Below are 25,577 nucleotides of genomic sequence, written 5' to 3'. Positions count from 1 at the left end.
ATCGCGGGTCTCACCTGCGAATCGGCTGTTCTTTAACAATATGGGATGTAGTAAAGGTGTCGCGGTGCGTTGATGAGACGCACAGTTGTATAACGCGATACCGGGTTGTGATTGTATCAACCAAAATGTATTTAAGTGATCGAAAGATGACTTGGAATACGGCACAAATGCGAGAACTCATCCTGTAGCGACGGTTTCGAGTCATCGAGACACACTCGTTATAGGGTCAAGCGAACAAGTGCATGTGGTGGATGCCTTGGCGATCACAGGCGATGAAGGACGCGGTAGCCTGCGAAAAGCTTCGGGGAGCTGGCAAACAAGCTTTGATCCGGAGATGTCCGAATGGGGAAACCCGGCCCGTATGGGTCATCCCTGACTGAATTCATAGGTCAGGGAAGCGAACGCGGCGAACTGAAACATCTAAGTAGCTGCAGGAACAGAAATCAACCGAGATTCCCAGAGTAGTGGCGAACGAAATGGGAAGAGCCTTGTACTCTTTAGCAGTGGTGTTAGCAGAACGGGATGGAAAGCCCGGCCCTAGCAGGTGATAGCCCTGTATGCGAAAACACGATTGTGGAACTAGGTGTACGACAAGTAGGGCGGGACACGTGAAATCCTGTCTGAAGATGGGGGGACCATCCTCCAAGGCTAAATACTCGTGATCGACCGATAGTGAACCAGTACCGTGAGGGAAAGGCGAAAAGAACCCCGGGAGGGGAGTGAAATAGATCCTGAAACCGCATGCATACAAACAGTCGGAGCCTCGTAAGGGGTGACGGCGTACCTTTTGTATAATGGGTCAGCGACTTACATTCAGTGGCAAGCTTAACCGATTAGGGAAGGCGTAGCGAAAGCGAGTCCGAACAGGGCGTTGAGTCGCTGGGTGTAGACCCGAAACCAGATGATCTATCCATGGCCAGGTTGAAGGTGCGGTAACACGTACTGGAGGACCGAACCCACTAACGTTGAAAAGTTAGGGGATGAGCTGTGGATAGGGGTGAAAGGCTAAACAAATCTGGAAATAGCTGGTTCTCTCCGAAAACTATTTAGGTAGTGCCTCGTGTCTCACCTTCGGGGGTAGAGCACTGTCATGGTTGGGGGGTCTATTGCTGATTACCCCGCCATAGCAAACTCCGAATACCGAAGAGTGCAATCACGGGAGACAGACATCGGGTGCTAACGTCCGGTGTCAAGAGGGAAACAACCCAGACCGCCAGCTAAGGTCCCCAAATATGGCTAAGTGGGAAACGAAGTGGGAAGGCTAAAACAGTCAGGAGGTTGGCTTAGAAGCAGCCACCCTTTAAAGAAAGCGTAATAGCTCACTGATCGAGTCGTCCTGCGCGGAAGATGTAACGGGGCTAAGCCATATACCGAAGCTGCGGACGCACGCAAGTGCGTGGTAGGAGAGCGTTCTGTAAGCCTGTGAAGGTGTCTTGTAAAGGATGCTGGAGGTATCAGAAGTGCGAATGCTGACATGAGTAGCGATAAAGGGGGTGAAAGGCCCCCTCGCCGTAAGCCCAAGGTTTCCTACGCAACGTTCATCGGCGTAGGGTGAGTCGGCCCCTAAGGCGAGGCAGAGATGCGTAGCTGATGGGAAGCAGGTTAATATTCCTGCACCGTCGTATGATGCGATGGGGGGACGGATCGCGGAAGGTTGTCCGGGTGTTGGAAGTCCCGGTCCCTGCATTGGAGAAGGCGCTTAGGCAAATCCGGGCGCGGAATTCAAGAGTGTGGGGCGAGCGGCCTAGTGCTGCGAAGCAATTGGAAGTGGTTCCAAGAAAAGCCTCTAAGCTTCAGTCATACGAGACCGTACCGCAAACCGACACAGGTGGGCGAGATGAGTATTCTAAGGCGCTTGAGAGAACTCGGGAGAAGGAACTCGGCAAATTGGTACCGTAACTTCGGGATAAGGTACGCCCTGGTAGCTTGACTGGCCTGCGCCAGAAGGGTGAAGGGGTTGCAATAAAATGGTGGCTGCGACTGTTTAATAAAAACACAGCACTCTGCAAACACGAAAGTGGACGTATAGGGTGTGACGCCTGCCCGGTGCCGGAAGATTAAATGATGGGGTGCAAGCTCTTGATTGAAGTCCCGGTAAACGGCGGCCGTAACTATAACGGTCCTAAGGTAGCGAAATTCCTTGTCGGGTAAGTTCCGACCTGCACGAATGGCGTAACGATGGCCACACTGTCTCCTCCCGAGACTCAGCGAAGTTGAAGTGTTTGTGATGATGCAATCTCCCCGCGGCTAGACGGAAAGACCCCATGAACCTTTACTGTAGCTTTGCATTGGACTTTGAACCGATCTGTGTAGGATAGGTGGGAGGCTTTGAAGCGTGGACGCCAGTTCACGTGGAGCCGTCCTTGAAATACCACCCTGGTTTGTTTGAGGTTCTAACCTTGGCCCGTGAATCCGGGTCGGGGACAGTGCATGGTAGGCAGTTTGACTGGGGCGGTCTCCTCCCAAAGTGTAACGGAGGAGTTCGAAGGTACGCTTGGTACGGTCGGACATCGTACCTAAAGTGCAATGGCAAAAGCGTGCTTAACTGCGAGACCGACAAGTCGAGCAGGTGCGAAAGCAGGACATAGTGATCCGGTGGTTCTGAATGGAAGGGCCATCGCTCAACGGATAAAAGGTACTCTGGGGATAACAGGCTGATACCGCCCAAGAGTTCATATCGACGGCGGTGTTTGGCACCTCGATGTCGGCTCATCTCATCCTGGGGCTGTAGCCGGTCCCAAGGGTATGGCTGTTCGCCATTTAAAGAGGTACGTGAGCTGGGTTTAAAACGTCGTGAGACAGTTTGGTCCCTATCTGCCGTGGGCGTTGGAATCTTGACGGGGGCTGCTCCTAGTACGAGAGGACCGGAGTGGACGTACCGCTGGTGTACCTGTTGTCTCGCCAGAGGCATCGCAGGGTAGCTATGTACGGAAGAGATAACCGCTGAAAGCATCTAAGCGGGAAACTCGCCTGAAGATGAGGATTCCCTGGAGGCTTGACCTCCTTGAAGGGTCGTTCGAGACCAGGACGTTGATAGGCTGGGTGTGGAAGCGCAGTAATGCGTTAAGCTAACCAGTACTAATTGCCCGTAAGGCTTGATCCTATAACCAGTGTGTTTTGCCTGGTGAGTGATTCGCCTTGTGCCAGTTGACACAGTCCATACACAACCAACACTACATCCCGATTCGTGACGCTGTCCCAGGACAGCGCCACAACCCCTCATGCCTGGTGACCATAGCGAGCTGGAACCACCCCTTCCCATCCCGAACAGGTCCGTGAAACAGCTCCGCGCCGATGATAGTGCGGATTCCCGTGTGAAAGTAGGTCATCGCCAGGCTCTTATTGTGCAAAACCCCTCGACAGCATTCGCTGCGAGGGGTTTTGTCTTTTGGCGTCGCGAAATTGCTGCAAACCGTTCGGACGCCGACAGCCGTTGTATTCGCGCTGCAACCCGGGTCGTCGCGCATTCCGGCACCCTGCGCCTTCTGCTATGTTCGACCCTCAAGTGCCCACGGGTGGCACGAAGGCGGTTGCAACATGTGTTTGCAGCAAGCAGTGAGCAATAGACCGGGCCGTTGCCGACAGAGCGGGTCCGCGTTTTCGGGTTTCGAGGGGTTACATGACGGCCAAGAAGTTTCGGCTGGTTTTGACTGGCGCCGCCGGTGCGCTGCTGCTGGCAGGATGTGCATCGTCTTCCCCTGAACCGTCAGCCCCCCACGCGGCTACGGCTCCCGCGGCCGCGATGGCCGCGACTTCCGCGATCGATTGCCAGACGTTCACGCAGCGCATGGCGGCCCACGCAGCGGTGCAGAGCGATACCGCCGTGCCCGGGCCCGACGCGTTGGCCGTTGCCAACACCCGCGCCGAGGATGCCGAGGCCGGGGACGATGGCGATGCCGCCGATGCCTCGCCAGCCTCCCTTGCCACACTGCCGTTGTTCTCGGCCTCGCCGCGCAGCGGCCAGTTGCCCGTCGGCTGGCAGCCATGGACCATCAACCGCAACAAGATCCCGACCACTTATTCGATGGCCGAGGTCGACCAGCGCGTCGTGGTGCACGCCAAGGCCGACAGTTCCGCCTCCGGACTCTATGTACCGCTGCGCGAGCGCGATCCCGGCATGCTGCGCTGGACGTGGAAGACCAGCGGCATTATCCGCAACGCCGACAACAGCCATGGCCCGCGCGAGGATTCGCCGCTGCGCCTGTTCGTTGCATTCGACGGCGACAAGGGCGCGCTGCCCCTCAAGGACCAGTTGATGTACGAGATGGCGCGGCTGACCACCGGACGCGAGATGCCATACGCCACGCTGATGTATATCTGGGGCGGGCAGCGCGCGGAAGGCGCCGTGGTAAAGAATCCGCACACCGATCGCGTGCGCATGATCGTGGTGGATAGCGGCATGAAGCATGCCAATGAGTGGCGTTGCCACGAGCGCGATTTGCGCGCCGACTACCGCAAGGCGTTTGGCGCCGATCCGGGCCGCGTCATCGCCGTCGGCATCATGACGGATACCGACAACACCCGGAGCAAGGCCGAAGCCTGGTACGGCGACATCGCGCTGGATTGAAGCGCAGCGGCGGCACCTCAGCCGCCGATCGGTTCGGCCAGCGCTAGCACCGCGAACGAGGCCAGCCAGTGCGTTGACACATACTCGCCTTCCACGGCCTGCGGCAGCGCCGCGTCGATATGGTCCGACCATGCGCGGATCGCCAGGGGCCGCAGCGGGTCGGGCAGGGCAGGTTCCAGCATGCGCCAGCACCAGGCACGCGACAGGTTCAGTCCATCCAGGTGCGAGGTCTTGGGGTCGCTGCGGTTTGTTACCACCACCGGTGTCAGCCAATTGGCGAGCTCGGCCTGGCCCGGCACAAACAATTCCCACCATTCCGAAAACGCGCAGCCGTCCATGACGGCGTGCATCAGCACGGCTTCGGTCAGGCCGCCGGACAGGAACTCGTCGCCGCCCGGCTCGTAGCGCGCCGGATACTTCTGGTCGTGGCCGAACCAGCGATGGGCACGCCGCACAATGGCGCGCCGCAGCGCCAGGTCCTGATGCGCGCGCGCATAGGCCAGCGCCATGACCAGCGCGAAGGCGCTGTTGAAATGGGTTCCGGTGCGCACCGGGAATGCCGCCGCATCAAGGAAATCCGCCAGTTGCTGCGACAGGTGCGAGGCCAGGGGCGCGCACGCTTCAGCCCAGGCGCAGGCGTGCGGGTCATGCCGCGCCAGCGCCAGCAGCTCGGCCTGCAGCTTCAGCATCCAGCCCCAGCCGTAGGGGCGCTCGAAGGTGCGCGAATCGGGCCGTTGGAAGTAGGCCAGTTCGGCGGCCATGGCATCGGGGCGCAACTGCGCATCGAGCAGGGCGCGGATGCGTGGCGCTTCCGCAAGATCCGGGTACAGCGCTAGCAGCCGCGCCAGCAGCCAGTGCATATGGACGCTGGAGTGCCAGTCATAGCTGCCGCAAAAGACCGGATGCCAGGCGGCGGGGCTGGCGAGGTCGCCGGCGGCCACCATCATGTGGTCCAGCTTGTACGGATAACGGCGCTGGATATTCTCCAGCGCCACGCGCGCGAAGCTGCGCGCGGTCTCGCGATCCAGCGCCGAACGCCCCATCGCCAAAGCTCCCCTGTAGTGATCCTAGTGCCCTGTTTCAGGCAGGCGTGCTGTGGCACGCTCTGGTTTATGCCGTCAGGCAGGCGCCAGCCACTTCTCCACCAGCCGCACGAAGAAGGTCGAGCCGACCGGCAGCAGTTCGTCGTTGAAATCGTAGCTCGGGTTGTGCAGCATGCACGGCCCGATGCCGTGGCCGGCGTCTCGATGGCCGCCGTCGCCGTTGCCCAGGAACAGGTAGCACCCCGGCTTGTGCTGCAGCATGAAGGAAAAATCCTCGGCGCCCATGGTGGGCTCGACGTTGCTGTCGACGTTGTCCGCGCCGACCAGTTCGGCGGCGACCGTGGCGGCAAAGCCGGTCTCGGCTTCGCTGTTGATGGTGGGCGGATAGTTGCGGTGGAATTCGTATTCGATGGTGCAATCGAATGCCGCCGCCACCGCGCGCGCCACCTCTTCCATGCGGCGCTCGATCAGGTCCAGCACCGGCACCGTGAACGTGCGCACCGTGCCGCCGATCCACGCCTGGTCCGGCACGATGTTGGTGGCATCGCCGGCATGGAACTGCGTGACCGAGATCACGGCGGTATCGATCGGCCGCTTGTTGCGCGTAATGATGCCCTGCAGCGCCGATACGATCTGCGCCGCGGTGAACACCGGGTCGTTGCCGTTGTTGGGCATGGCGGCGTGCGCGCCCTTGCCGCGCACGACGATGCGGAACTCGTTGCTCGAGGCCATCAGCGGGCCCGCGCGCGTGCCGAAGGCGCCCACCGGCATGCCCGGCCAGTTGTGCACGCCGAACACCGCATCGCACGGAAAGCGCTCGAACAGGCCATCCTTGATCATCTCGCGCGCGCCGCCGCCGCCTTCCTCGGCCGGCTGGAAGATCAGGTGCACGGTGCCGTCGAAGGGCTTGTGCTGCGCCAGGTAGCGCGCCGCGCCGAGCAGCATGGCGGTGTGGCCGTCGTGGCCGCACGCGTGCATCTTGCCGGTGTGCTGCGAGCGGTGGTCGAAGATGTTGGCTTCTTGCAGCGGCAGCGCGTCCATGTCGGCGCGCAGGCCGATGGTGCGCGGGCTGCTACCGTTGCGGATCACGCCGACCAGGCCGGTGGTGCCCAGGCCGCGATGGACTTCGATGCCCCACGATTCCAGGTTGCGCGCCACCACGTCGGCGGTGCGCTGCTCTTGGAAGCAGAGTTCAGGGTGGGCGTGGATATCGCGCCGGATCGCGCGGATTTCGGCTTGTGCCTGCAGGATTTCGGGGATGAGCTTCATGATGCCGGGCGGCCTCGGAGTCAAAGGCGTTAGCGATGGGATACCCCGATCATACGATGCCTCCCGCGAAAGCGCCAAAATGCGGCGATTTGCTGCGCGGTTGCCCGGTTGGCGCAGTGCAATATGCCAGCGCGGGTGGGTTTCCCCGCATTGCCGTGGCATGTGCACTGCTGGAACAGTTCATGCTTGAAGTGCCCGGCCGGCAATACCGTGGCTTTATGATGCCCCATCGCACCAAAAAGCAGCGCCGCTCGTGACCCGCTGCGCGCGCGCATTGCCGATCCCAAAACGTCTGCTTCACTTCCTACAGGGGGAATTGCGCGATGTCCCTTCGCACTTTCAAGAAGGCAATTGGCGTGGTGTCGGTGGCGGGGGCCCTTGGCCTCGCGCTGGCCGGCACCGCCCAGGCCGCGGACCTCAAACTGGCCATGAGTTCGCCGCCTACCTCGATGGATCCGCACTTCTACAACCTGTTCTCCAACATCAACGTTTCCGAGCATGTCTTCGACTCGCTGACCAAGATGGACCCGGACAGCCGCATCATCCCGGGCCTGGCCGAGTCGTGGAAACTCGTCAATAACCTCACGTGGGAATTCAAGATCCGCAAGGGCGTGAAGTTCCACGACGGTACCGAACTGACGGCAGAAGACGTGATCTGGTCGCTGGACCGCCCGGCCACCATCCAGAACAGCCCGGGCAAGTTCGACGTCTACACCAAGGCGATCGTCAACAAGAAGATCATCGACAAGTACACCATCCAGCTGACCACCAGCCAGCCGTATCCGCTGATGCTGAACGACCTGACCTCGATCTTCATCGTGCAGAAGAAGGCCACGCAGGGCCTGAGCTCGGATGACTTCGCGCAGGGCAAGGGCATGGTCGGCACCGGCCCGTTCAAGTTTGTCAGCTATGCGCGCGACGACCGGGTCGAGCTGGTGCGCAACAACGATTACTGGGGCAACAAGCCGGCCTGGGACAAGGTCACGCTGCGCTTTATCCCCAACCCGGCAACGCGCCTGGCGGCGCTGCTGTCGGGCGATGTGCAGGCCATCGAGAACGTGCCCACGCCTGACCTGCCCAAGGTGCGCAAGGACCCCAAGCTGTCGTTCTTCTCCAAGATCTCGCACCGCGTGATCTACCTGTATTTCGATGCCAAGCGCGACAAGTCGCCCTACGTCACCACCAAGGAAGGCGCGCCGATGGACAAGAACCCGCTGAAGGACGCGCGGGTGCGCAATGCCATCAGCATGGCGATCAACCGGCAGGGCATCAAGGACCGACTGATGGAAGGCCTGTCCGAGCCGACCAACAACCTGGTGCCGCCCACGCTGTTCGGCTACAACCCCAACCTGAAGACGGTCAAGTACGACCCCGAGGGCGCGAAGAAGCTGCTGGCGGAAGCGGGCTTCCCCAACGGCTTCGGCGTGACACTGCACACGCCCAACAATCGCTACGTCAACGACGAGAAGATCGCGCAGACCATTGCGCAGAACCTGACCCGCATCGGCATCGCCACCAAGGTCGAAGGCATGCCAATGGCCACGTACTCGTCCAAGGGCATCAAGCATGAGTGGTCGTTCGGCCTGCTCGGCTGGGGCGCCCAGACCGGAGAGGTCAGTTCGCCGCTGCGCGCGCTGCTGGCGTGCGAGGACAGCAAGAAGGGTTTTGGCACCACCAACTGGGGCGAGTACTGCAACCCGAAGATGGACGTGGTGCTGGAAAAGGCGCTGTCGACCGTGGATGACACCGAACGCTCCAAGCTGCTGCAGGAGGCCACCGCGATCGCGATCAACGATGGCGGTATCATCCCGATCCACCAGCAGGTGACCACCTGGGCCACGCAGAAGGGCATCGTCTACGTGCCGCGTACCGACGAGCGCACGTACGCGCATAATTTCAAGCCCCAGTAAGCAGGCTGCCTGCTGCTGAGTTCGCGGTGCCGCGCATGGCTGCCGCGCCGCCTGGAAGCGCATCGCGCTCCCGGGCGGTGCGCATTCGCGCGCGAAAGGATAGTGGTTGAATATGCTGGTCTTTATCATCCGGCGCCTGATGCAGAGCGTGGTCGTGCTCTTCGTCATGTCGCTGCTGGTTTTCCTGGGCGTCTTTGCCATCGGCAATCCCGTCGACATCCTGATCAACCCGCAGGCCGACCAGGAGGACATCAGGCGCACCATCGCGGCGCTGGGCCTGGACAAGCCGCTGTGGGAGCAATACTGGGTGTTCCTGCAGAATGCGCTGCAAGGCAACCTGGGCACGTCGTTCGCCCATGGCACGCCGGCGCTCAAGCTGATCTTCGAGCGCATGCCCGCCACCATGGAGCTGGCCGTCTGCGCGATCCTGCTGGCGATCGTGCTGGGCATCCCGCTGGGCCTGTGGGCGGGGCTGAGGCCCAAGGGCATTGCCGGCAAGTCGATCATGACGGTGTCGATCCTGGGCTTCTCGCTGCCCACCTTCTGGGTCGGCCTGATGCTGATCATGGTGTTCGCGGTGCAGCTGGGCTGGTTGCCCTCGAACGGCCGCGGCGAGACCGTGCGCGTGCTGGGCATCCCGCTCAGCTTCCTGACCGTCGACGGCATCCGCCACCTGATCCTGCCGGCGGTGACGCTGTCGCTGCTGAACATCGCCATGGTGATCCGGCTCACGCGCGCCGGCACGCAGGAGGCGATGCTGCAGGACTACGTCAAGTTCGCGCGCGCCAAGGGGTTGTCGAACACCCGCATCGTCGGCGTGCATGTGCTGAAGAACATCCTGATCCCCATCGTCACCGTGATTGCGCTGCAGTTCGGCTCGATCATCGCCTTTGCGATCGTGACGGAATCGATCTTTGCCTGGCCCGGCATGGGCAAGCTCATCATCGACTCGATCCAGCTGCTGGACCGGCCGGTGATCGTCGCCTACCTGATGGTGATCGTGACATTGTTCATCCTGATCAACCTGGTGGTGGACATCCTCTACAGCATGCTCGATCCGCGCGTGCGCATTGCCGACAACAAGGGCTGAGCCATGACCGCCGTGACTGTGGAACCCGAAGACAAGAACCTGCCGCCCGCCGCGGCGCGCGAGCAATCGCCGTGGCGGCGCTTTGCCGCCGAGTTTTTCGCCAGCAAGATCGCCGTGGCCGGCCTGGCGACGCTGGTAACCATCATCCTGATTGCCATCTTCGCGCCGTGGCTGGCGCCGCAGAACCCGTATGACCTGGCCACGCTGGACGTGCTCGACGCGCGCCTGGCGCCGGGCGAGCAGGCCGGCAATGGCATGACCTTCCTGCTGGGCTCGGACGAGCAGGGCCGCGACATCCTGTCGGCGGTGATGTACGGGCTGCGCATCAGCATCGGCGTGGGCGTGGTCAGCACCATCATCGCGCTGCTGCTCGGCGCCACACTCGGCCTGCTGGCCGGCTTCCTGGGCGGGCGCATCGAAGCCTTGATCATGCGCGTGGCCGACCTGCAGCTGTCGTTCCCGCCGATCCTTCTGGCGCTGATCCTGCTGGCCTTCCTGCGCCCGGGGCTGGGCAATATCGTGATCGCGCTGGTGGCGGTGCAGTGGGCCTACTATGCGCGCACCACGCGCAGCGCCGCGCTGGTCGAACGCCGCAAGGAGTATATCGAGGCCGCCACCTGCCTGGGCCTGCCCCCCGCGCGCATTATGTTCCGGCACCTGCTGCCCAACTGCCTGCCGCCGCTGATCGTGATCGCGGCGCTGCAGGTGGCCTCGGCGATCACGCTGGAGGCGACGCTGTCCTTCCTCGGGCTGGGCGTGCCGGTCACCGAGCCGTCGCTCGGTTCGCTGATCTCGAACGGCCAGCAGTACATGCTGTCGGGCAAGTACTGGATCAGCTTTTTCCCGGGCATCGCGCTGGTGGTCACCATCGTGGCGATGAACCTGGTGGCCGACCAGCTGCGCGATGTGCTGAACCCGCGCCTGCAGACGCAATAACCGGGAGCGCGACATGGCACAACCGACCTTGGTGGTCGAACACCTGAAAACGCATTTCTACACGCGCGGCGGCATCGCCCGGGCCGTCGATGACGTGTCCTTCACCGTGGGCCGCGGTGAGATCATGGGGCTGGTGGGCGAGTCCGGCTCGGGCAAGTCCATGACCGGCTACTCGATCATGGGCCTGATCGACCCGCCGGGGAAGATCGTCGACGGCCGCATCGCGCTGACCAGCCGCGACGGCATGACGCGCGACCTGCGTGCGCTCACGCCGGCGCAGCAGCGCGACGTGCGCGGCAACCGCATCGCGATGATCTTCCAGGATCCGATGATGACGCTGAACCCGGTGCTGCGCATCGATACGCAGATGATCGAGGCGGTGCTGGCGCACGAGAATGTCGGCAAGGCGGTGGCGCGCGAGCGCGCGCGCAATGCGCTGGCGCGGGTCGGCATCCCGTCGCCGGACGAGCGCCTGCTGGCGTACCCGCACCAGTTCTCGGGCGGCATGCGCCAGCGCGTGGCGATTGCCATCGCGTTGCTGAACAAGCCCGACCTGATCATTGCCGACGAACCGACCACGGCGCTCGACGTCACCATCCAGGGCCAGATCCTGTACGAGATGCAGACGCTGTGCCGCGAGTCGGGCACGGCGCTGATCTGGATCACGCATGACCTGTCGGTGGTGGCGGGGCTGGCCGATACCGTGTGCGTGATGTATGCCGGCAAGATCGTCGAAGCCGGCGATGTGCGCCAGGTGCTGGAACGTCCCGAGCATCCCTATACCCACGGCCTGATCCGTTCGGCGCCGTCGCGCAATCCGCGCGGCACGCCGCTGCGGCAGATCCCGGGCATGACGCCGTCGCTGCTGAACCTGCCGGGCGGCTGCGCGTTCCGCGAGCGCTGCCCGTACGCCACCGCGGCCTGCAAGATCGAGCCGCCGCTCGAAACTGCCGCCGACGGGCGCCGCCTGCGCTGCTTCCATCCGGTGCTGGCCAACCAGGAGGCGGCATGAGCGCCACTGCACTGCAATCCCGACCGATGACGAATCCTGTCGCTGAAGAAGGCGCCACGCCGGGCGCGCCGATCCTGGAGTTGCGCGGCGTGTCCAAGCGCTTCGTCAAGTCGCTCGACGCGGCCGCGCGCATTGCCAACCTGTTTGGCGCCCATGCGCATGAAGAGGTGGTGCACGCGGTCGACCGCGTGGACCTGAGCATCCGCGCCGGCGAGGTGGTGGGCCTGGTCGGCGAGTCCGGCTGCGGCAAGTCCACGCTTGGGCGCATGGCCGTGGGCCTGCACTCGCTGACCGAGGGGGAGCGGCTGTGGCGCGGCATCAACCTGGACCACCTGCCGCCCGACAAGCGGCGCGAAAAGCAGCTGGCGATCCAGATGATCTTCCAGGACCCGTATGCCTCGCTGAACCCGCGGCTGCGCGTGCTCGATATCGTCGGCGAGGCACCGGTGGTGCACGGCATGGTCGGGCGCGCCGCGCAAAAGGGCTATGTGGAGGACATGCTGGTGCGCGTGGGCATGGACCCGACCGTGCTGCGGCGCTTCCCGCACCAGTTCTCGGGCGGCCAGCGCGCGCGCATCGGCATTGCGCGGGCGCTGGCGGTGAAACCCGAGTTCCTGGTCTGCGACGAGTCAGTCGCGGCGCTGGACGTGTCGATCCAGGCCCAGGTGCTGAACCTGTTCATGCGCCTGCGCGAAGAACTGAACCTGACCTACCTGTTCATCAGCCACGACCTGGGCGTGGTCAAGCACATCAGCGATCGGGTGGTGATCATGTACCTGGGGCGGGTAGTGGAATCTGCGCCGACCGAGGACGTGTTCGCCGCGCCCAACCATCCCTATACGCAAGCCCTGCTGGCGGAGGCGCCGAAGCTGGAGGTGGCGCGCAAGACCTACGTGGCGATCCGTGGCGAAATTCCGTCGCCGCTGAACCCGCCGAGCGGCTGCCATTTCCATCCGCGCTGCCCGCATGCGATGCCGCGTTGCCGGGAAGAGCAGCCGCTGCTGAAGGAGATTGCGCCGATGCGGTTCTCGGCGTGTCACCTGAACGACATGGAATAGGGCGCCCCAACTAGCGCTGGTTTGCTCGCCTCTCCCGCAAGCGGGAGAGGCGAGACAACATGCGGTTTCGCTCAGCGCGTCAGCGGATTACCTGGCCCTTCGAATTGATGATTGTCATCTCCACGAACTTCGAACCCACGTGGTTCTCCGGCGTGAAGTTGACGATAAACCCGCCCAGGTCGTAGTTACGCATCGATTCCAGCGCGGTCACCAGCTTCTCGCGCGTCAGGTCCTTGCCCGCGCGGCGCAGGCCTTCGGTGAAGGTCTTGGCGGCGATGAAGCCCTCGATGCTGGCGTAGTCGAATTCGCTGGGCTTGCCGGCGGCCTGCAGCAGGCGCAGGTATTCGCGCACGATCGGCAGTGTGGCGTTGCCCGGGTGCGGCATCACCTGCGAGATGATCACGCCGCTGCCCTGGGCGCCGACCACGTTGGCCAGTGCCTGCGTTCCGACGAACGATACGTTGTAGAACTGGCCGTTGTAGCCGCGGCGCAGCGCTTCCTTCACGAAGGCGCCGGCGGTGCGGTAGGCGCTGATCATGACCACGGCGTCGGGGTTCGCCTTCATCGAGCCCTGCATGGCGTCGCCGATTTCGGTGGTGTTGCGAACCACAGGTTCGCGCGCGACGATCTGCACGCCGCTGCCGGGCGCGGCCTTGAGCGCGCGCTCAAGCCCGTCCAGGCCGGCCTTGCCGTAGGCGTCCTCGTTGTAGACCACGGCCACGCGCTTGAGCCCGGTGGTCTGGATCTGGCGCAGGATCGCCGCGGTTTCCTCGTTGTACCCGGCGCGCACATGGAACACGTAGCGGCTGTGCGGCTCGCGCAGCGACTGCGCCCCCGTGTACGGTCCGAAGAACGGCACCCTGGCCTGGATCGCCAGCGGCAGCGCGGCCTGGCTGGTGGGCGTGCCGACATAGCCGAACAGGGCGAAGACGCGGTCTTCCTCGATCAGTTTCCTGGTGTTCTTGGCGGCTGGGTCGGGCTCGTAGTAGTCGTCCAGCGCCTCGAGCCGGATCTTGCGCCCGTGGATGCCGCCCTGCTGGTTGATGTGGTCGAAATACAGCCGCGCACCCGAGTTCATCTGCTTGCCGAGCACCGCGGTCGGGCCCGTCAGCGCGGCGGACTGGCCCAGCAGGATGGTGTCGGCGGTGACGCCGTGCTCGGAGGTAGCGGCGCTGGCCGCGGTGTTGGCTGCGAAGGCAGCGCCAGATGCGCCGCCCGAGCCGATGGCAAACGCCACCAGCAGGCCGGCAAGCCGGCCATTGACCCCGGATTGGAAAGACATAAACCCCCGCGAATGATGGTTCGGTTACCCGTTCGCCGCGTTGGCCGGTCTGTCGCCGGCGCTGCTCGGATGCGTGCGGCATGGTGCGCGTCCCGGTCTGTGCCGCGAGCGCGCCGGCACATCATAATCGAATACAATCGGGTCGAGATACCCCCGCCATCGCCCCGGACGCCGGGGCATGCGCCGCCAGCCGGCGCGGCGCGGGCGCCGCTACCCGCCGCCCGCGCCGGCCTCTCCAGTTCCGTACGACCGAACGAAAAACAACACATCCCCCGCCCGGAGACCCCATGGCTTCCCGCATCGTCCGCGCCGCCTGTCCGCATGACTGTCCCGACACTTGTGCCCTGCTCGTCACCGTCGAGGACGGCCGCGCCGTCAAGGTGGCGGGCGACCCCGACCATCCCGGCACGCAGGGCGTGCTGTGCACCAAGGTATCGCGCTATACCGAGCGCACCTATCACCCGGACCGCCTGCTCACGCCGATGAAGCGGGTCGGCAAGAAGGGCGAGGGCAAGTTCGCGCCGATCTCCTGGGACGAAGCGCTCGACACCATCGCCACGCGCCTGCAGGCCATCGCGGCGCGCGATCCGCAGGCGATCGTGCCGTACAGCTATGCCGGCACCATGGGGCTGGTGCAGGGCGAGAGCATGGCCGCGCGCTTCTTCAACAAGCTGGGCGCGTCGCGGCTGGACCGCACCATCTGCGCTAGCGCCGGCGCCACCGCGCTGCGCTACACCTACGGCGCCAGCGTGGGGATGGACATGGAGCACGTGGTCGATGCCAAGCTCGTGATCATCTGGGGCGGCAACCCGATTGCCTCCAACCTGCACTTCTGGACCCGCGCACAGGAGGCCAAGCGGCGCGGCGCCACGCTGGTGGCGATCGACCCGTACCGGTCGCTGAGCGCCGAAAAGTGCCACCGCCATCTCGCGCTGATGCCCGGCACCGACGGCGCGCTGGCGCTGGCGCTGATCCACGTGCTGATCCGCGACGGCCTGCTCGACCACGACTACATCGAGCGCCATACCGTCGGCTTCGAGGCGCTGCGCGAGCGCGCCCAGGCCTACCCGCCCGCGCGCGCGGCCGCGATCTGCGGCATCCCGGTCGAGGACATCGAATGGCTGGCGGGGCTCTACGGCCAGCTGGCGGTGCGCGAGCGCCAGCCGGTGGCGATCCGGCTGAACTACGGCATGCAGCGCGTGCACGGCGGCGGCCAGGCGGTGCGCGCGGTGGCGTGCCTGCCGTCGCTGGTCGGCGCCTGGCGCCATCCGGCGGGCGGCCTGCAGTTGTCGACCTCGGGTTTCTTCCCGGTCAACGAGGCCGCGCTGCAGCGCCCGGACCTGCTGCCGGGGTGGCCGCAGCAGCTGCCGCGTGTCGTCAACATGAGCACCATCGGCGATGCCTTGCTGGCCGAACCTGCCCCTGGCGCGCCGCGCATCGAGGCGGTGGTGGTCTACAACAGCAACCCGGTGGCGGTGGCGCCGGAATCCGGCAAGGTCGCCGCGGGCTTCGCGCGGGAGGACCTGTTCACGGTGGTGCTGGAGCATTTCCGCACCGACACGGCCGACTATGCCGACATCATCCTGCCCGCGACCACGCAGCTCGAGCACACCGACGTGCACAAGGCCTATGGCCATACCTATTTCCTGGCCAACAACGCCGCCATCGCGCCGCTGGGCGAGGCCTTGCCCAATACCGAGATCTTCCGCCGCCTGGCGCAGCGCATGGGCTTTACCGACGCCTGCTTTGCCGACAGCGACGAAGCCATCGCCGCGCAGGCCATCATTCCGGACGACGCGCGCGCGGCCGGCATCAGCTGGGCGTCGCTGAAAGTGCAAGGGTGGCAGAAGCTGGCGCTGCCGGCGGCACCGTTCGCCGAAGGCGGCTTCCCGACCGCATCGGGCAAGTGCCAGTTCTATTCTGAGCCGATGGCGCGCGACGGCTTCGATCCGCTCCCCGACTACGTGCCGCAATACGAAGCGCCGCAGACCGCGCCTGAACTGGCGGCGCGCTATCCGCTGGCGATGATCTCGCCGCCGGCGCGCAATTTCCTCAACAGCTCGTTCGTCAACGTCGACTGCCTGCGCGCCACCGAGGGCGAGCCGCACCTGGATATCCACCCGGCCGACGCCGCCGAGCGCGGCATCGTGCCCGGCGCGCTGGTGCGCGCCTTCAATGACCGCGGCAGCATGGTGGCGCGCGCCCGCGTCACCGACCGCGCCCGGCGCGGGCTGGTGGTGGGGCTGTCGATCTGGTGGAAGAAGCTTGCGCCCGACGGCAAGAACGCCAACGAGCTGACCAGCCAGCGCCTGACCGACCTGGGCCGCGCGCCGGTGTTCTACGACTGCCTGGTGCAGGTCGAAGCCTGCGCGCAAGGGGCAGTCGAGACGGCATGAAGGCGCAGCGAGTCCGCCGCGGCTGGGCCGCGCTGCTGCCGGCGGCGGCGCTGTCGGGCGTGCTCCTGCTGACGGCAGGATGCGAGGCGGTGGGCTATTACGCGCAGTCGATCGGCGGGCATCTGGGCGTCATGTCCCAGGCCCAGCCGCTGACCGACGCGATCGCCAGCGCACGCGACGCCAACGATGCGCGCCTGGCGCAGCGGCTGGCGCTGGCGGGCCGCATGCGCGACTTTGCCTCGCGCGAGCTGAAGCTGCCCGACAACGGCAGCTACCGCCGCTACGCCAACCTGCACCGGCCCTATGTGGTGTGGAGCGTGTTCGCCACGCCCGAGCTGTCGATGGAGCTGCGCAAGTGGTGCTTTCCCATCGTCGGCTGCATCAGCTACCGCGGCTACTACGCCCAGTCCGACGCCGAGCAGTATGCGCAAGGCTTGCGCCGCGACGGGCTCGAGACCTATGTGGCAGGCGTCCCCGCCTATTCGACACTGGGCTATTTCGATGACCCGCTGCTCAATACCTTCGTCTACCTGCCCGAGGGCGAGCTGGCGCGGCTGATCTTCCATGAACTGGCGCACCAGGTCGTGTACGTGCGCAACGACACGGCCTTCAACGAGTCCTTTGCCACCGCGGTGGAAGCGGCCGGCGTGGAGCGCTGGCTGGACCGGGACGCATCAGAGGATGCGCGTACCAGCTATCGCCAGTACGATGCCCGGCGCCAGCAGTTCCGTGCGCTGCTGCTGGGCACGCGCGACCGGCTGGTGGCGCTGTACCAGACGCCGCTCGACGACGCGGCCAAGCGCGAGGGCAAGGCGAAGATCTTTGTCGACCTGCGTGCCAGCTATGCGCGGCTGCGTACCGAGTGGGGCGGCTACAGCGGCTATGACCGCTGGTTCGACCAGCCGCTCAGCAACGCCCACCTGGCCGCGGTGGCGACGTACCAGCAATGGGTGCCGGCCTTCACCGCGCTGCTGGCGCGCTGCGACGGCGACTGGCAGCGCTTTTACGCCGAGGCGCGCCGCCTCGGCGCGCTGCCTGCCGCCGAGCGCGAGGCGGCATTGCGCCGGCTGGCGCCGCCGGCCACCCGCACCGACACGCTGACCGCGGGCGGCAAGGCAGCGGCCAACTAGGCCCAGGCTGGCTTGCAGCGGGCAGCCCCGGTGCCACGCCGCTGCGCCCATGCGAGAATGCCGTCATGTCGACTGCTTCCAGATCCGAACCGCTGGCCCCGCCGTCGAGCGCGCCGACGGAGCCCCAGCCGGCCCGCCCGCATATCGCCGAGCGCCAGGAGGCGCGCCGCCGGCAGATCCTCGATACCGCCGCGCAGCTCTTCTATAGCAAGGGCTACCCCGGCATGACCATGAACGACTTGTGCCGCGCGCTGGGCGTGACCAAGCCGGCGGTCTACTACTACTTTACCGACAAGTACGAGATCTTCGACATCCTGTGCCGGGAGTCGGCACAGACCTGCCTGCCCGTGATCCGCGAAACCGCGGACCCGGCGCAGCCCGTCAAGACCCGCCTGCAAACCTGCCTGCTCGAGATGGCCCGGCGCTGCATGGCTTGCCATGTGCCGGCCACGCTGAGCTTCCGCGATCGGCAGTACTTGCGCCCGGACACGGTGGCCTGGCTCGACAGCATGGCGCGGGACTTTTACCGCGACCTCTATGCCCTGCTGGAAGAAGGCCAGCGCGATGGCGTGTTCGCCTTCGGCGACGCACGCGTGACCGCGCATGCGATCGGCAGCGTGGTCGGGTTCCTGTACACCTGGCACGAACCCGGGCGCGCCGACCCTGAGACCCTGGCGCAGGAACTCGCGGCCAGCATGATGAAGCTGGTGCTGCCCAGCGGCGGGTAAGCGTGGAGCGGGCACCTAGTGGTTATCCCGCTGCTTGGGTCTGATCGGTGGCGCATAATGCTCGCCAGGGGCGCAAGGAATGGCGAACGACCCTGAGGACTTCGTCTAAGTTGTTGTTTTAACCGGGGCGCACGTTTAGCATTTCGGCAAAATCGAACGACCATTCAAAAATTCAGGAGACGGTGCTATGGAAAGAATCTGGCTGAAACACTACCCGGCCGGCGTCCCTGCCGAGATCGATGCCAGCCAGTTCCGCTCGCTTGCCGCGCTGCTCGAGGCGTCTTTCCATAGCTATGCCGACCGCAAGGCCTTCATCTGCATGGACAAGGCCATCACCTACGGCGAACTGGACCGGCTCTCGACCCATTTCGCGGCATGGCTGCAGTCGCGCGGGCTGCGTCCCGGCGCCCGCGTGGCCATCATGATGCCGAACGTGCTGCAATACCCGGTGGTGCTGGCGGCGGTGCTGCGCGCGGGTTTCGTGGTGGTCAACGTCAATCCGCTCTACACCCCGCGCGAGCTCGAGCACCAGCTCAAGGACAGCGGCGCCGAAGCCATCGTGATCCTGGAGAACTTTGCCTCCACGCTGCAGCAGGTGCTGGCTAAGACCCCGGTCAAGCACGTGGTGGTCGCCAGCATGGGCGACATGCTGGGCGGGCTGAAGGGCGCGATCGTCAATTTTGTCGTGCGCAACGTCAAGAAGATGGTGCCGGCGTGGGAACTGCCCACCTGCGTGCGCTTCAACAGCGTGCTGGCCGAAGGCCGCAAGCTGACGCTGCAGCCGGCCACCACCGGGCCCGACGACATCGCCTTCCTGCAGTACACGGGCGGCACCACCGGCGTGTCCAAGGGCGCGGTGCTGCTGCACCGTAACGTGGTGGCCAACGTGCTGCAGTCCGAGGCATGGATGCAGCCGGCGCTGAACAAGGGCGCCCATATCGACCAGCCGATCACCATCACCGCGCTGCCCCTGTACCACATCTTCGCGCTGACGGTCTGCTGCCTGCTGGGCATGCGCAGCGGCGGCACCAGCGTGCTGATCCCCAATCCGCGCGATATCCCGGGCTTCATCAAGGAACTGCAGAAGTACAAGTTCAACATGTTCCCGGCGGTCAATACGCTGTACAACGCGCTGCTCAACAACCCGGAGATCGGCAAGGTGGACTTCTCCGGCCTGCGCGTGGCCAACGGCGGCGGCATGGCGGTGCAGGAGGCGGTGGCCAAGCAATGGCTGGCCAAGACCGGCTGCCCCATCATCGAGGGCTATGGCCTGTCCGAGACCTCGCCCTCGGCCACCTGCAACCCGACCGATACCAATGCGTTCTCGGGCACCATCGGCATGCCGCTGCCCTCGACCGAAGTGGTGATCCGCGACGATGACGGCAATGACGTGCCGCTGGGCCAGCCGGGCGAAATCTGCATCCGCGGCCCGCAGGTGATGGCGGGCTACTGGAACCGCCCGGACGAGACCGCCAAGGTCATGACCCCGGACGGCTTCTTCAAGACCGGCGATATCGGCGTGATGGACGAGCGCGGCTATACCAAGATCGTCGACCGCAAGAAGGACATGATCCTGGTGTCGGGCTTCAACGTGTATCCGAACGAAGTCGAAGGCGTGGTTGCGGAGTGCCCGGGCGTGCTGGAAGTGGCGGCCGTCGGCGTGCCGGACACGCACTCGGGCGAGGTGGTCAAGCTGTTCGTGGTGAAGAAGGATCCGGCGCTGACCGAGGCCGACGTGATCGAATTCTGCAAGGAGCGCCTGACCGGCTACAAGCGGCCCAAGTATGTCGAGTTCCGCACCGAACTGCCGAAGACTAACGTCGGCAAGATCCTGCGCCGCGAACTGCGCGACAGCCGCCAGGCAGCCTGAACGCCCGGTCCTGCCACGGGAAACGACAACGGCCTCCGCGGGAGGCCGTTGTGCATTCGGGCCGGGCCGTCCAGGCTCAGCACTCGTTCGATGGCGCCAGCCGCGTTTCCTGGCCGTCGTCGGGGTAGATCACCCGCACGCAGGCACCTGGTTCCAGGCCCGGCACCGCCGGCGCGTTGGCCGACACCATCGCGCCGTCCTGGGTGCGCACCTTGTACTGGAACAGGTCTACCTGCTGCACCGGCGCCGGCTTGCTGAACAGCCGGCTAAGGTCGAAGGCAAAGCCCACGCCTACGCCGCCGCCGCCATGGCCGCCGCTCGCGGCACCCACGCCGACGCTGGTGCCACCGCCGTAGTAAGGCGGCACCTGGGCCACGTCGAGGCGGGTCAGGAACACCTTTTCGGTGACGCGGCCGAGCTTGATGGTGGCATTCACCGGGGTAACCTGCGGAGGCTGCGGCGGGCTGCTGCAGGCGGCCAGCAGCAGCCCGCCGCTCAGCGTAAGGATGGCAAGCGGTTTCATGGCGAGATCAGGCCGGATTTGAGCCGGCCAAGCAGTCGGAACAGGGCGCGCCGGTCAGTCTCGGCCAGGCCCGAGAACAGTTGCCCGATCCAGTCCTCATGCGCGCGCGCCATGCGCGAGAACGCGGCGCGCCCGGCCGGCGTCAGGCGGATCAGATAGGCGCGCCGATCGGTGGGCAGGGCCTCGCGCGAGACCAGGCCTTCCTGCTGCAGCTGGTCGGTGATGCCGGTGACGTTGCCGCCGGTCACCATCATGCGGCGCGACAGCTCGCCCATCTTGAGCCCTTCCGGATGGCGGTCGAGCTGCGCCATCAGGTCGAAGCGGGGCAGCGTACAGGCAAAATCCTGGCGCAGCCGCGAGCGGATATCGGCCTCGATCAGGTTGGTGCAGGTCAGCAGCCGCAGCCACAGGCGCAGGGTCTCGTGCTCGGTGTGATCGGCTCGCGTTTCCAGGTCGACGGGAGCGCTCTCGGCGCCGGCGGCGGGGGACAGGTTGGGCATCTTCAGTGCAGCGGTGCGCGGTGTGCGGCAAGAGCCGCCAGGGGCCACCCGCGCTGCGGGCGGCCGACATTTGATGCCTCAAGTATATGCGCGATGGGCGCCGCGGCCCTGCCGGCGATCAAAGCGGCGTCAATCCACCTTGGCGCCGGAATCCTTGACCACCCTGGCCCATTTGGTGGTTTCGGCGCGGATGAACGCGGCGAACTGTTCCGGCGTGTTGCCGACCGGCTCGGCCCCCTGTGCCTGCAGCCGTTCACGCACCGCCGGGGCGCCCAGCGCCTTGGCCACTTCCTGCTGGATGCGATGGATGATGTCGGGCGGGGTGCCGGCCGGCGCCAGCATGCCGAACCAGGAGCTGGCCTCGTATTGGGGCAGGCCCGCGGCCTGGGCGATGGTTGGCACGCCCGGCAGCGCCGGCGACGGCTTGGCGCTGGTCACTGCCAGCGCCTTGAGCTTGCCGCTCTTGATCAGCGCCATCGACGACGGCAGGTTATCGAACATCACCTGTACGGTGCCCCCCGCCAGGTCGGTCAGCGCGGGACCGCTGCCCTTGTACGGAAAGTGCACCATGAAGGTCCGGGTCTGCGTCTTGAACAGCTCGCCGGCCAGGTGGATCGAGGTGCCGTTGCCGCTCGAGGCCATGTTGATCTTGCCGGGGTTGGCGCGGGCATAGGCGATCAGGTCCTTGACGCTGTCGATCTTGTTCTGCTGGGCAAACGCCGGATTGAGCACCAGCACGTTGGGCACCGCCGCCACCTCGGTGATCGGCGCGAAGTCCTTGATCGGGTCGAACGGCAGCTTGCCATACAGCGACTGGTTGATGCCATGGGTGCCGACCGTGCCCATCAGCAGCGTGTAGCCGTCGGGCGCGGCCTTGGCGACGATGTCGGCGCCGATATTGCCGCCGGCGCCGGGCTTGTTGTCGACCACCACGTTCCAGCCGGGCAGCTTGGCCAGTTCGGCGGCCACGGCGCGCGCCAGGATGTCGGTGGTGCCGCCCGCGGCAAAGGGCACCACCAGCCGGATCGGCTTGGCCGGATACGGGTCGGCGGCCAGCGCCGGCTGGCCGGCAAGCAGGCCAAGGCTGGCGGACAGCAGCAGCGCAACGACGCGCCGGCGAGTGGGTTGCATGTTGGTCTCCTGGTGTGGCCCGCTGGATTGCCCACGGTGCGATGGTCAATGCATTCTAGTGGGCACCCGCCGCCGCGCCGATGAGGTGATGCCCTATGGCCTGCATGGCGGATGCCGCCAAAGAAAAAGGCACCCGAAGGTGCCTTGCAGGATCGGCCTGGGGAGGCGATCAGAACTTGTGGCGGATACCCAGCGCAACGCCGACCATGTTGTCCTTGCCGGTGCCCAGGAAGTAGCCGTTGGCGAAGCTGATGGCCGAGGTGTCGAAGTTGACGCCGGCGTTCTTCGCGTAGGCGGTGGTCAGGTAGACGTCGGTGCGCTTGGACAGGTTGTAGTCCGCGACGAACGAGATCTGCCAGGGGTTCTTGATATTGTTGGTGGCGCCGTTGGCGGCCAGGTTCAGGTTCTTGACGTCGTCGTAGAAGTAGGCGAGCGTCAGGCCCAGCGCCGGGGTGACCTGGTAGTTGGCACCGACCCAGTAGTAGTTGTCTTTCAGGATGTTGTTGTCGTTGGCGGCCTTGTTCATGCCCCAGCGATAGCCGGCCATCAGCTTGGCCGGGCCGAAGGCGTAGCTTGCGGCAACGGCGGCCTTCTTGAAGTCGCCGGTGCCACCGGCGGCGTTCAGGGTCGGGTTGTACTGATCGTAGGCCGCCGAAATGCCGAACGGACCTGCTGCCCAGGCCAAGCCCGCACCGTAGCCGGTGTCGCGGCGGAACTGGCCCGGGACCTCGCCGCCGCCGGCAACGCCATTGCCGAACGACCAGTGGGCGATCGCCGTCACCGGACCGAACTTGCCGGTGTACTTGGCGGTATTGTCCGAGCGGAAGTTCAGGCCCAGCTGCGCCACCACCGGCTCATACTGGGTGGCGTAGCCGGTCGGCGAGAAGTTGGCCATCATGTCGAACAGCGTGGTGTACTGGCGACCAAAGGTGAAGCGCCCAACGCGGTCGCTTTCCAGGCCGACGTAAGCCTGACGACCGAACAGTCGGCCGCCTTGCTGCGACCGTCCATCATCGAGACCGAAACCGCTTTCGAGCACGAACAGCGCCTTCATGCCGCTGCCCAGGTCTTCCACGCCGCGCAGACCCCAACGCGAACCGGACAGGCCGCCGGAGGTCAGCCGGAAGACATTTTCCGCCGGGCCGGTTGCCAGGCCATTGGCGGCCGACGGCGTGACGCTGGACATGTTGCTCACGTATTCGATGTTGGCATCCACCACACCGTACAGGGTCACGCTCGATTGGGCCTGCGCCGCCCCAGCAAATGCGCCAAGCGCTGCCAGCGCCAGAAGCGATTTCTTCATGCTCGTTGATCTCCACTGTAAGAATTATTGGTGACGGCGCGGAAGAACCTCCTGATGGTCTCCATCCCCCGCGCGTCAAACTTCCTTGGAAGTTGCGAAGTACTGTAACAAACAACTTTTCGTTCACCATTGGGGCCCAACCCCTTGTCTTGTTTTAACAACTCAGGGTTTCTGAGTAGCCGGGCGTAACAAGGCAAGGCGGGATGCGGGCTGGCGGCGATTAGAGGCAAGCTACAATACGGGTAATCCCGATGGCGCCCCGGCGCGCCGCACCGCGGCCGCGCAGCCCACCATGGCAGGGGCTGCCGGGCACCGAGACCAACCGCCTCTGCGACATGGACACCCTGATCAAAGAATTCGACGTGGCCCTGCGCGCCATTGCCGGCGCCACGCGTTCGGCGCGCGCTAACCCGGCTGACCGGCTGGCGCCGGACACTGAACAGATGAGCGCCGAGGAGCGCCGCCATGTGGCCGGCCTGATGCGCATCAACCATGTCGGCGAAGTCTGCGCGCAGGCCCTGTACCAGGCGCAGAAGCTGACCGCGCGCAACGGCGCCGTGCGCGCGCAGATGGACGCCGCCGCGCGCGAAGAGGAAGACCACCTGGCCTGGTGCGCCGAGCGCCTGCGCGAGCTGGGTTCGCGTCCCAGCCTGCTCAATCCCCTTTGGTACGCCGGCGCCTTCGCTATCGGGTGGGTCGCCGGCCGTGCCGGCGATCGCGTCAGCCTTGGCTTCGTTGCCGAGACCGAGCGCCAGGTCGAGCACCACCTGGGCGGACACCTGGACCGCCTGCCCGAGGCCGACGGCCGCTCGCGCGCCATCCTCGAACAGATGCGCGACGACGAGATCCGCCACGGCGACGCCGCGCGCGAGGCCGGCGGCATGCCGTTGCCCGCCCCGGTGCGGGCGCTGATGCGCGGCGCCTCGCGCGTGATGACCACCGCCGCCTACCGCATCTGAGTTCCGCCGCTCGACCCCGGGCGGCTCCCGCCAGGCCCTAATTCATCGGGGCTGGCGGGCAATTGTTGTATCCTCTGGGCGCGCGCCGGGACAGGTCTTTCCCGCGCGGTCGGCAGTTCCTCCGCAAGTGGTTCTCAGGTGGTTTCTCTGCTTTCCTCCCTAAGATCTTCATTTCATTAAGGATTCACTTTTCCGGTGCGTGAAGTGTGCGCGCTAAGTCATTGTTCTGATTAAAAAAATCTCGTTTGCTGCCCTGCCTGCAGCCTTGACCGGCCATATCGCTTCCTCTAAAGTGGGAAATAGTGTGAGGAAGTGTATTTTTGTGTGAAATTGGGCCCCGGCCATGGGATGATTCTCGCCATAGTCGGAACGGAAGGATTCACGCGCATGCCGGCCGGCGAACCACTCGCGGCGCCGGCGTGGACCGGGAGCGAGCTTGTTTCAGGGAGCATCGGCGCTGTCGCTGGATGCCAAGGGGCGGATGTCCATTCCGTCCCGGCACCGCGAAGCGCTGCAACAGCAGGCCGAGGGCCGGGTGACGCTGACCAAGCACCCGGATGGCTGCCTGCTGCTGTTTCCCCGGCCCGAGTGGGAAAACTTCCGCACGCGCATTGCAGCGCTGCCGATGGATGCGCACTGGTGGAAGCGCATCTTCCTGGGCAACGCCGCCGACGTGGAAATGGACGGCGCGGGCCGCGTGCTGATCGCACCGGAGCTGCGCAGTGCCGCCATGCTCGACAAGGAAGTCATGCTGCTCGGCATGGGCAGCCATTTCGAAGTGTGGGATGCCGCAACCTACGCCGCCAAGGAACAGCAGGCGATGGCGCAGGGCATGCCCGAAGCATTGAAGAATTTCTCTTTCTGAAGAGG

Annotated in this window: 20 protein-coding genes and 2 rRNA genes; 15 read left to right on the top strand and 7 right to left on the bottom strand. The window is 65.0% G+C overall.

Features of this window, described 5'->3' with window-relative positions; genetic code table 11:
- Nucleotides 1-224 precede the first annotated feature (224 nt).
- The 3 genes from ACOCMH_RS31080 (at nt 225) to ACOCMH_RS31070 (ending at nt 4,567) form a co-directional block, all read left to right on the top strand.
- Nucleotides 225-3,103, top strand: a 23S ribosomal RNA gene (locus ACOCMH_RS31080).
- Between the two features lie 121 nt (nt 3,104-3,224).
- A 5S ribosomal RNA gene (rrf, locus tag ACOCMH_RS31075) occupies nt 3,225-3,337 on the top strand.
- A 282-nt stretch (nt 3,338-3,619) separates the two neighbouring features.
- Entirely contained in the window at nt 3,620-4,567 is a 948-nt protein-coding gene (locus tag ACOCMH_RS31070) for a DUF3047 domain-containing protein (protein WP_427311447.1), read from the top strand.
- A 17-nt stretch (nt 4,568-4,584) separates the two neighbouring features.
- On the opposite strand, the gene ACOCMH_RS31065 is transcribed toward ACOCMH_RS31070, so the two are convergent.
- Entirely contained in the window at nt 4,585-5,610 is a 1,026-nt protein-coding gene (locus ACOCMH_RS31065) for a DUF2891 domain-containing protein (protein ID WP_427311445.1), read from the bottom strand.
- Nucleotides 5,611-5,685: 75 nt separating this feature from the next.
- Nucleotides 5,686-6,879, bottom strand: coding sequence for a M20 aminoacylase family protein (locus tag ACOCMH_RS31060; RefSeq protein ID WP_427311443.1), 1,194 nt, complete (start codon nt 6,877-6,879; stop codon nt 5,686-5,688).
- A 35-nt stretch (nt 6,880-6,914) separates the two neighbouring features.
- Between ACOCMH_RS31060 and ACOCMH_RS31055 the strand changes: the two genes are divergently transcribed.
- The 6 genes from ACOCMH_RS31055 to ACOCMH_RS31030 all read left to right on the top strand — a co-directional run bounded on the left by ACOCMH_RS31055 (nt 6,915) and on the right by ACOCMH_RS31030 (nt 12,885).
- Nucleotides 6,915-7,136, top strand: coding sequence for a hypothetical protein (locus tag ACOCMH_RS31055; protein ID WP_427311442.1), 222 nt, complete (start codon nt 6,915-6,917; stop codon nt 7,134-7,136).
- A gap of 66 nt (nt 7,137-7,202) precedes the next feature.
- Nucleotides 7,203-8,789, top strand: a complete 1,587-nt coding sequence (locus ACOCMH_RS31050) for an ABC transporter substrate-binding protein (protein WP_427311440.1) — start codon at nt 7,203-7,205, stop codon at nt 8,787-8,789.
- Between the two features lie 112 nt (nt 8,790-8,901).
- Nucleotides 8,902-9,879: an ABC transporter permease gene (locus ACOCMH_RS31045; protein ID WP_427311438.1), complete on the top strand. Its 978-nt coding sequence runs from the start codon at nt 8,902-8,904 to the stop codon at nt 9,877-9,879.
- A 3-nt stretch (nt 9,880-9,882) separates the two neighbouring features.
- On the top strand, nt 9,883-10,815 hold the full coding sequence (locus ACOCMH_RS31040; RefSeq protein ID WP_427311437.1) for an ABC transporter permease: 933 nt from the start codon (nt 9,883-9,885) through the stop codon (nt 10,813-10,815).
- A gap of 13 nt (nt 10,816-10,828) precedes the next feature.
- The gene (locus ACOCMH_RS31035; protein ID WP_427311435.1) at nt 10,829-11,827 is read left to right on the top strand and encodes an ABC transporter ATP-binding protein; all 999 of its coding nucleotides are present in this window, start codon (nt 10,829-10,831) and stop codon (nt 11,825-11,827) included.
- A gap of 26 nt (nt 11,828-11,853) precedes the next feature.
- Nucleotides 11,854-12,885: an ABC transporter ATP-binding protein gene (locus tag ACOCMH_RS31030; protein ID WP_427313398.1), complete on the top strand. Its 1,032-nt coding sequence runs from the start codon at nt 11,854-11,856 to the stop codon at nt 12,883-12,885.
- Nucleotides 12,886-12,964: 79 nt separating this feature from the next.
- Here ACOCMH_RS31030 and ACOCMH_RS31025 read toward each other — a convergent pair whose 3' ends face one another.
- Nucleotides 12,965-14,167: an ABC transporter substrate-binding protein gene (locus ACOCMH_RS31025; protein WP_427311433.1), complete on the bottom strand. Its 1,203-nt coding sequence runs from the start codon at nt 14,165-14,167 to the stop codon at nt 12,965-12,967.
- A 287-nt stretch (nt 14,168-14,454) separates the two neighbouring features.
- On the opposite strand from ACOCMH_RS31025, the gene ACOCMH_RS31020 reads away from it, so the two are divergent.
- The 4 genes from ACOCMH_RS31020 to ACOCMH_RS31005 all read left to right on the top strand — a co-directional run bounded on the left by ACOCMH_RS31020 (nt 14,455) and on the right by ACOCMH_RS31005 (nt 20,291).
- On the top strand, nt 14,455-16,563 hold the full coding sequence (locus ACOCMH_RS31020; RefSeq protein WP_427311431.1) for a molybdopterin-containing oxidoreductase family protein: 2,109 nt from the start codon (nt 14,455-14,457) through the stop codon (nt 16,561-16,563).
- A complete protein-coding gene (locus ACOCMH_RS31015; RefSeq protein ID WP_427311429.1) occupies nt 16,560-17,693 on the top strand; it encodes an aminopeptidase in 1,134 nt (377 codons plus the stop codon). Before ACOCMH_RS31020 ends, ACOCMH_RS31015 begins: the two co-directional genes overlap by 4 nt.
- A gap of 65 nt (nt 17,694-17,758) precedes the next feature.
- Entirely contained in the window at nt 17,759-18,421 is a 663-nt protein-coding gene (locus ACOCMH_RS31010) for a TetR/AcrR family transcriptional regulator (RefSeq protein ID WP_427311427.1), read from the top strand.
- Between the two features lie 187 nt (nt 18,422-18,608).
- A complete protein-coding gene (locus tag ACOCMH_RS31005) occupies nt 18,609-20,291 on the top strand; it encodes a long-chain fatty acid--CoA ligase (RefSeq protein ID WP_427311425.1) in 1,683 nt (560 codons plus the stop codon).
- Nucleotides 20,292-20,367: 76 nt separating this feature from the next.
- Here the strand turns inward: ACOCMH_RS31005 and ACOCMH_RS31000 are convergent, their stop codons facing one another.
- The 4 genes from ACOCMH_RS31000 to ACOCMH_RS30985 all read right to left on the bottom strand — a co-directional run bounded on the left by ACOCMH_RS31000 (nt 20,368) and on the right by ACOCMH_RS30985 (nt 23,748).
- Nucleotides 20,368-20,814 (bottom strand): hypothetical protein, encoded by a 447-nt coding sequence (locus tag ACOCMH_RS31000; RefSeq protein WP_427311423.1) that lies wholly within the window; start codon nt 20,812-20,814, stop codon nt 20,368-20,370.
- Nucleotides 20,811-21,314, bottom strand: a complete 504-nt coding sequence (locus ACOCMH_RS30995; RefSeq protein WP_427311422.1) for a MarR family winged helix-turn-helix transcriptional regulator — start codon at nt 21,312-21,314, stop codon at nt 20,811-20,813. Before ACOCMH_RS30995 ends, ACOCMH_RS31000 begins: the two co-directional genes overlap by 4 nt.
- Nucleotides 21,315-21,443: 129 nt before the next feature.
- Nucleotides 21,444-22,445, bottom strand: a complete 1,002-nt coding sequence (locus ACOCMH_RS30990) for a Bug family tripartite tricarboxylate transporter substrate binding protein (protein WP_427311420.1) — start codon at nt 22,443-22,445, stop codon at nt 21,444-21,446.
- A 169-nt stretch (nt 22,446-22,614) separates the two neighbouring features.
- Entirely contained in the window at nt 22,615-23,748 is a 1,134-nt protein-coding gene (locus tag ACOCMH_RS30985; protein WP_171517645.1) for a porin, read from the bottom strand.
- 335 nt (nt 23,749-24,083) lie between these two features.
- On the opposite strand from ACOCMH_RS30985, the gene coq7 reads away from it, so the two are divergent.
- Nucleotides 24,084-24,707 carry a 2-polyprenyl-3-methyl-6-methoxy-1,4-benzoquinone monooxygenase gene (gene coq7 / locus ACOCMH_RS30980; RefSeq protein ID WP_427311418.1) on the top strand — a complete coding sequence of 208 codons (624 nt, stop codon included), beginning with the start codon at nt 24,084-24,086 and terminating at the stop codon, nt 24,705-24,707.
- A 436-nt stretch (nt 24,708-25,143) separates the two neighbouring features.
- Nucleotides 25,144-25,572: a division/cell wall cluster transcriptional repressor MraZ gene (gene mraZ, locus ACOCMH_RS30975; protein ID WP_018006227.1), complete on the top strand. Its 429-nt coding sequence runs from the start codon at nt 25,144-25,146 to the stop codon at nt 25,570-25,572.
- Nucleotides 25,573-25,577 lie beyond the last annotated feature (5 nt).

Origin of the sequence: Cupriavidus sp. H39 (assembly GCF_050271075.1) — a bacterium.
GTDB classification, from domain to species: Bacteria; Pseudomonadota; Gammaproteobacteria; order Burkholderiales; family Burkholderiaceae; genus Cupriavidus; species Cupriavidus necator_B.
Note: the sequence above shows the minus strand (reverse complement) of the source record. Positions and strands in the feature narration are given on the sequence as shown.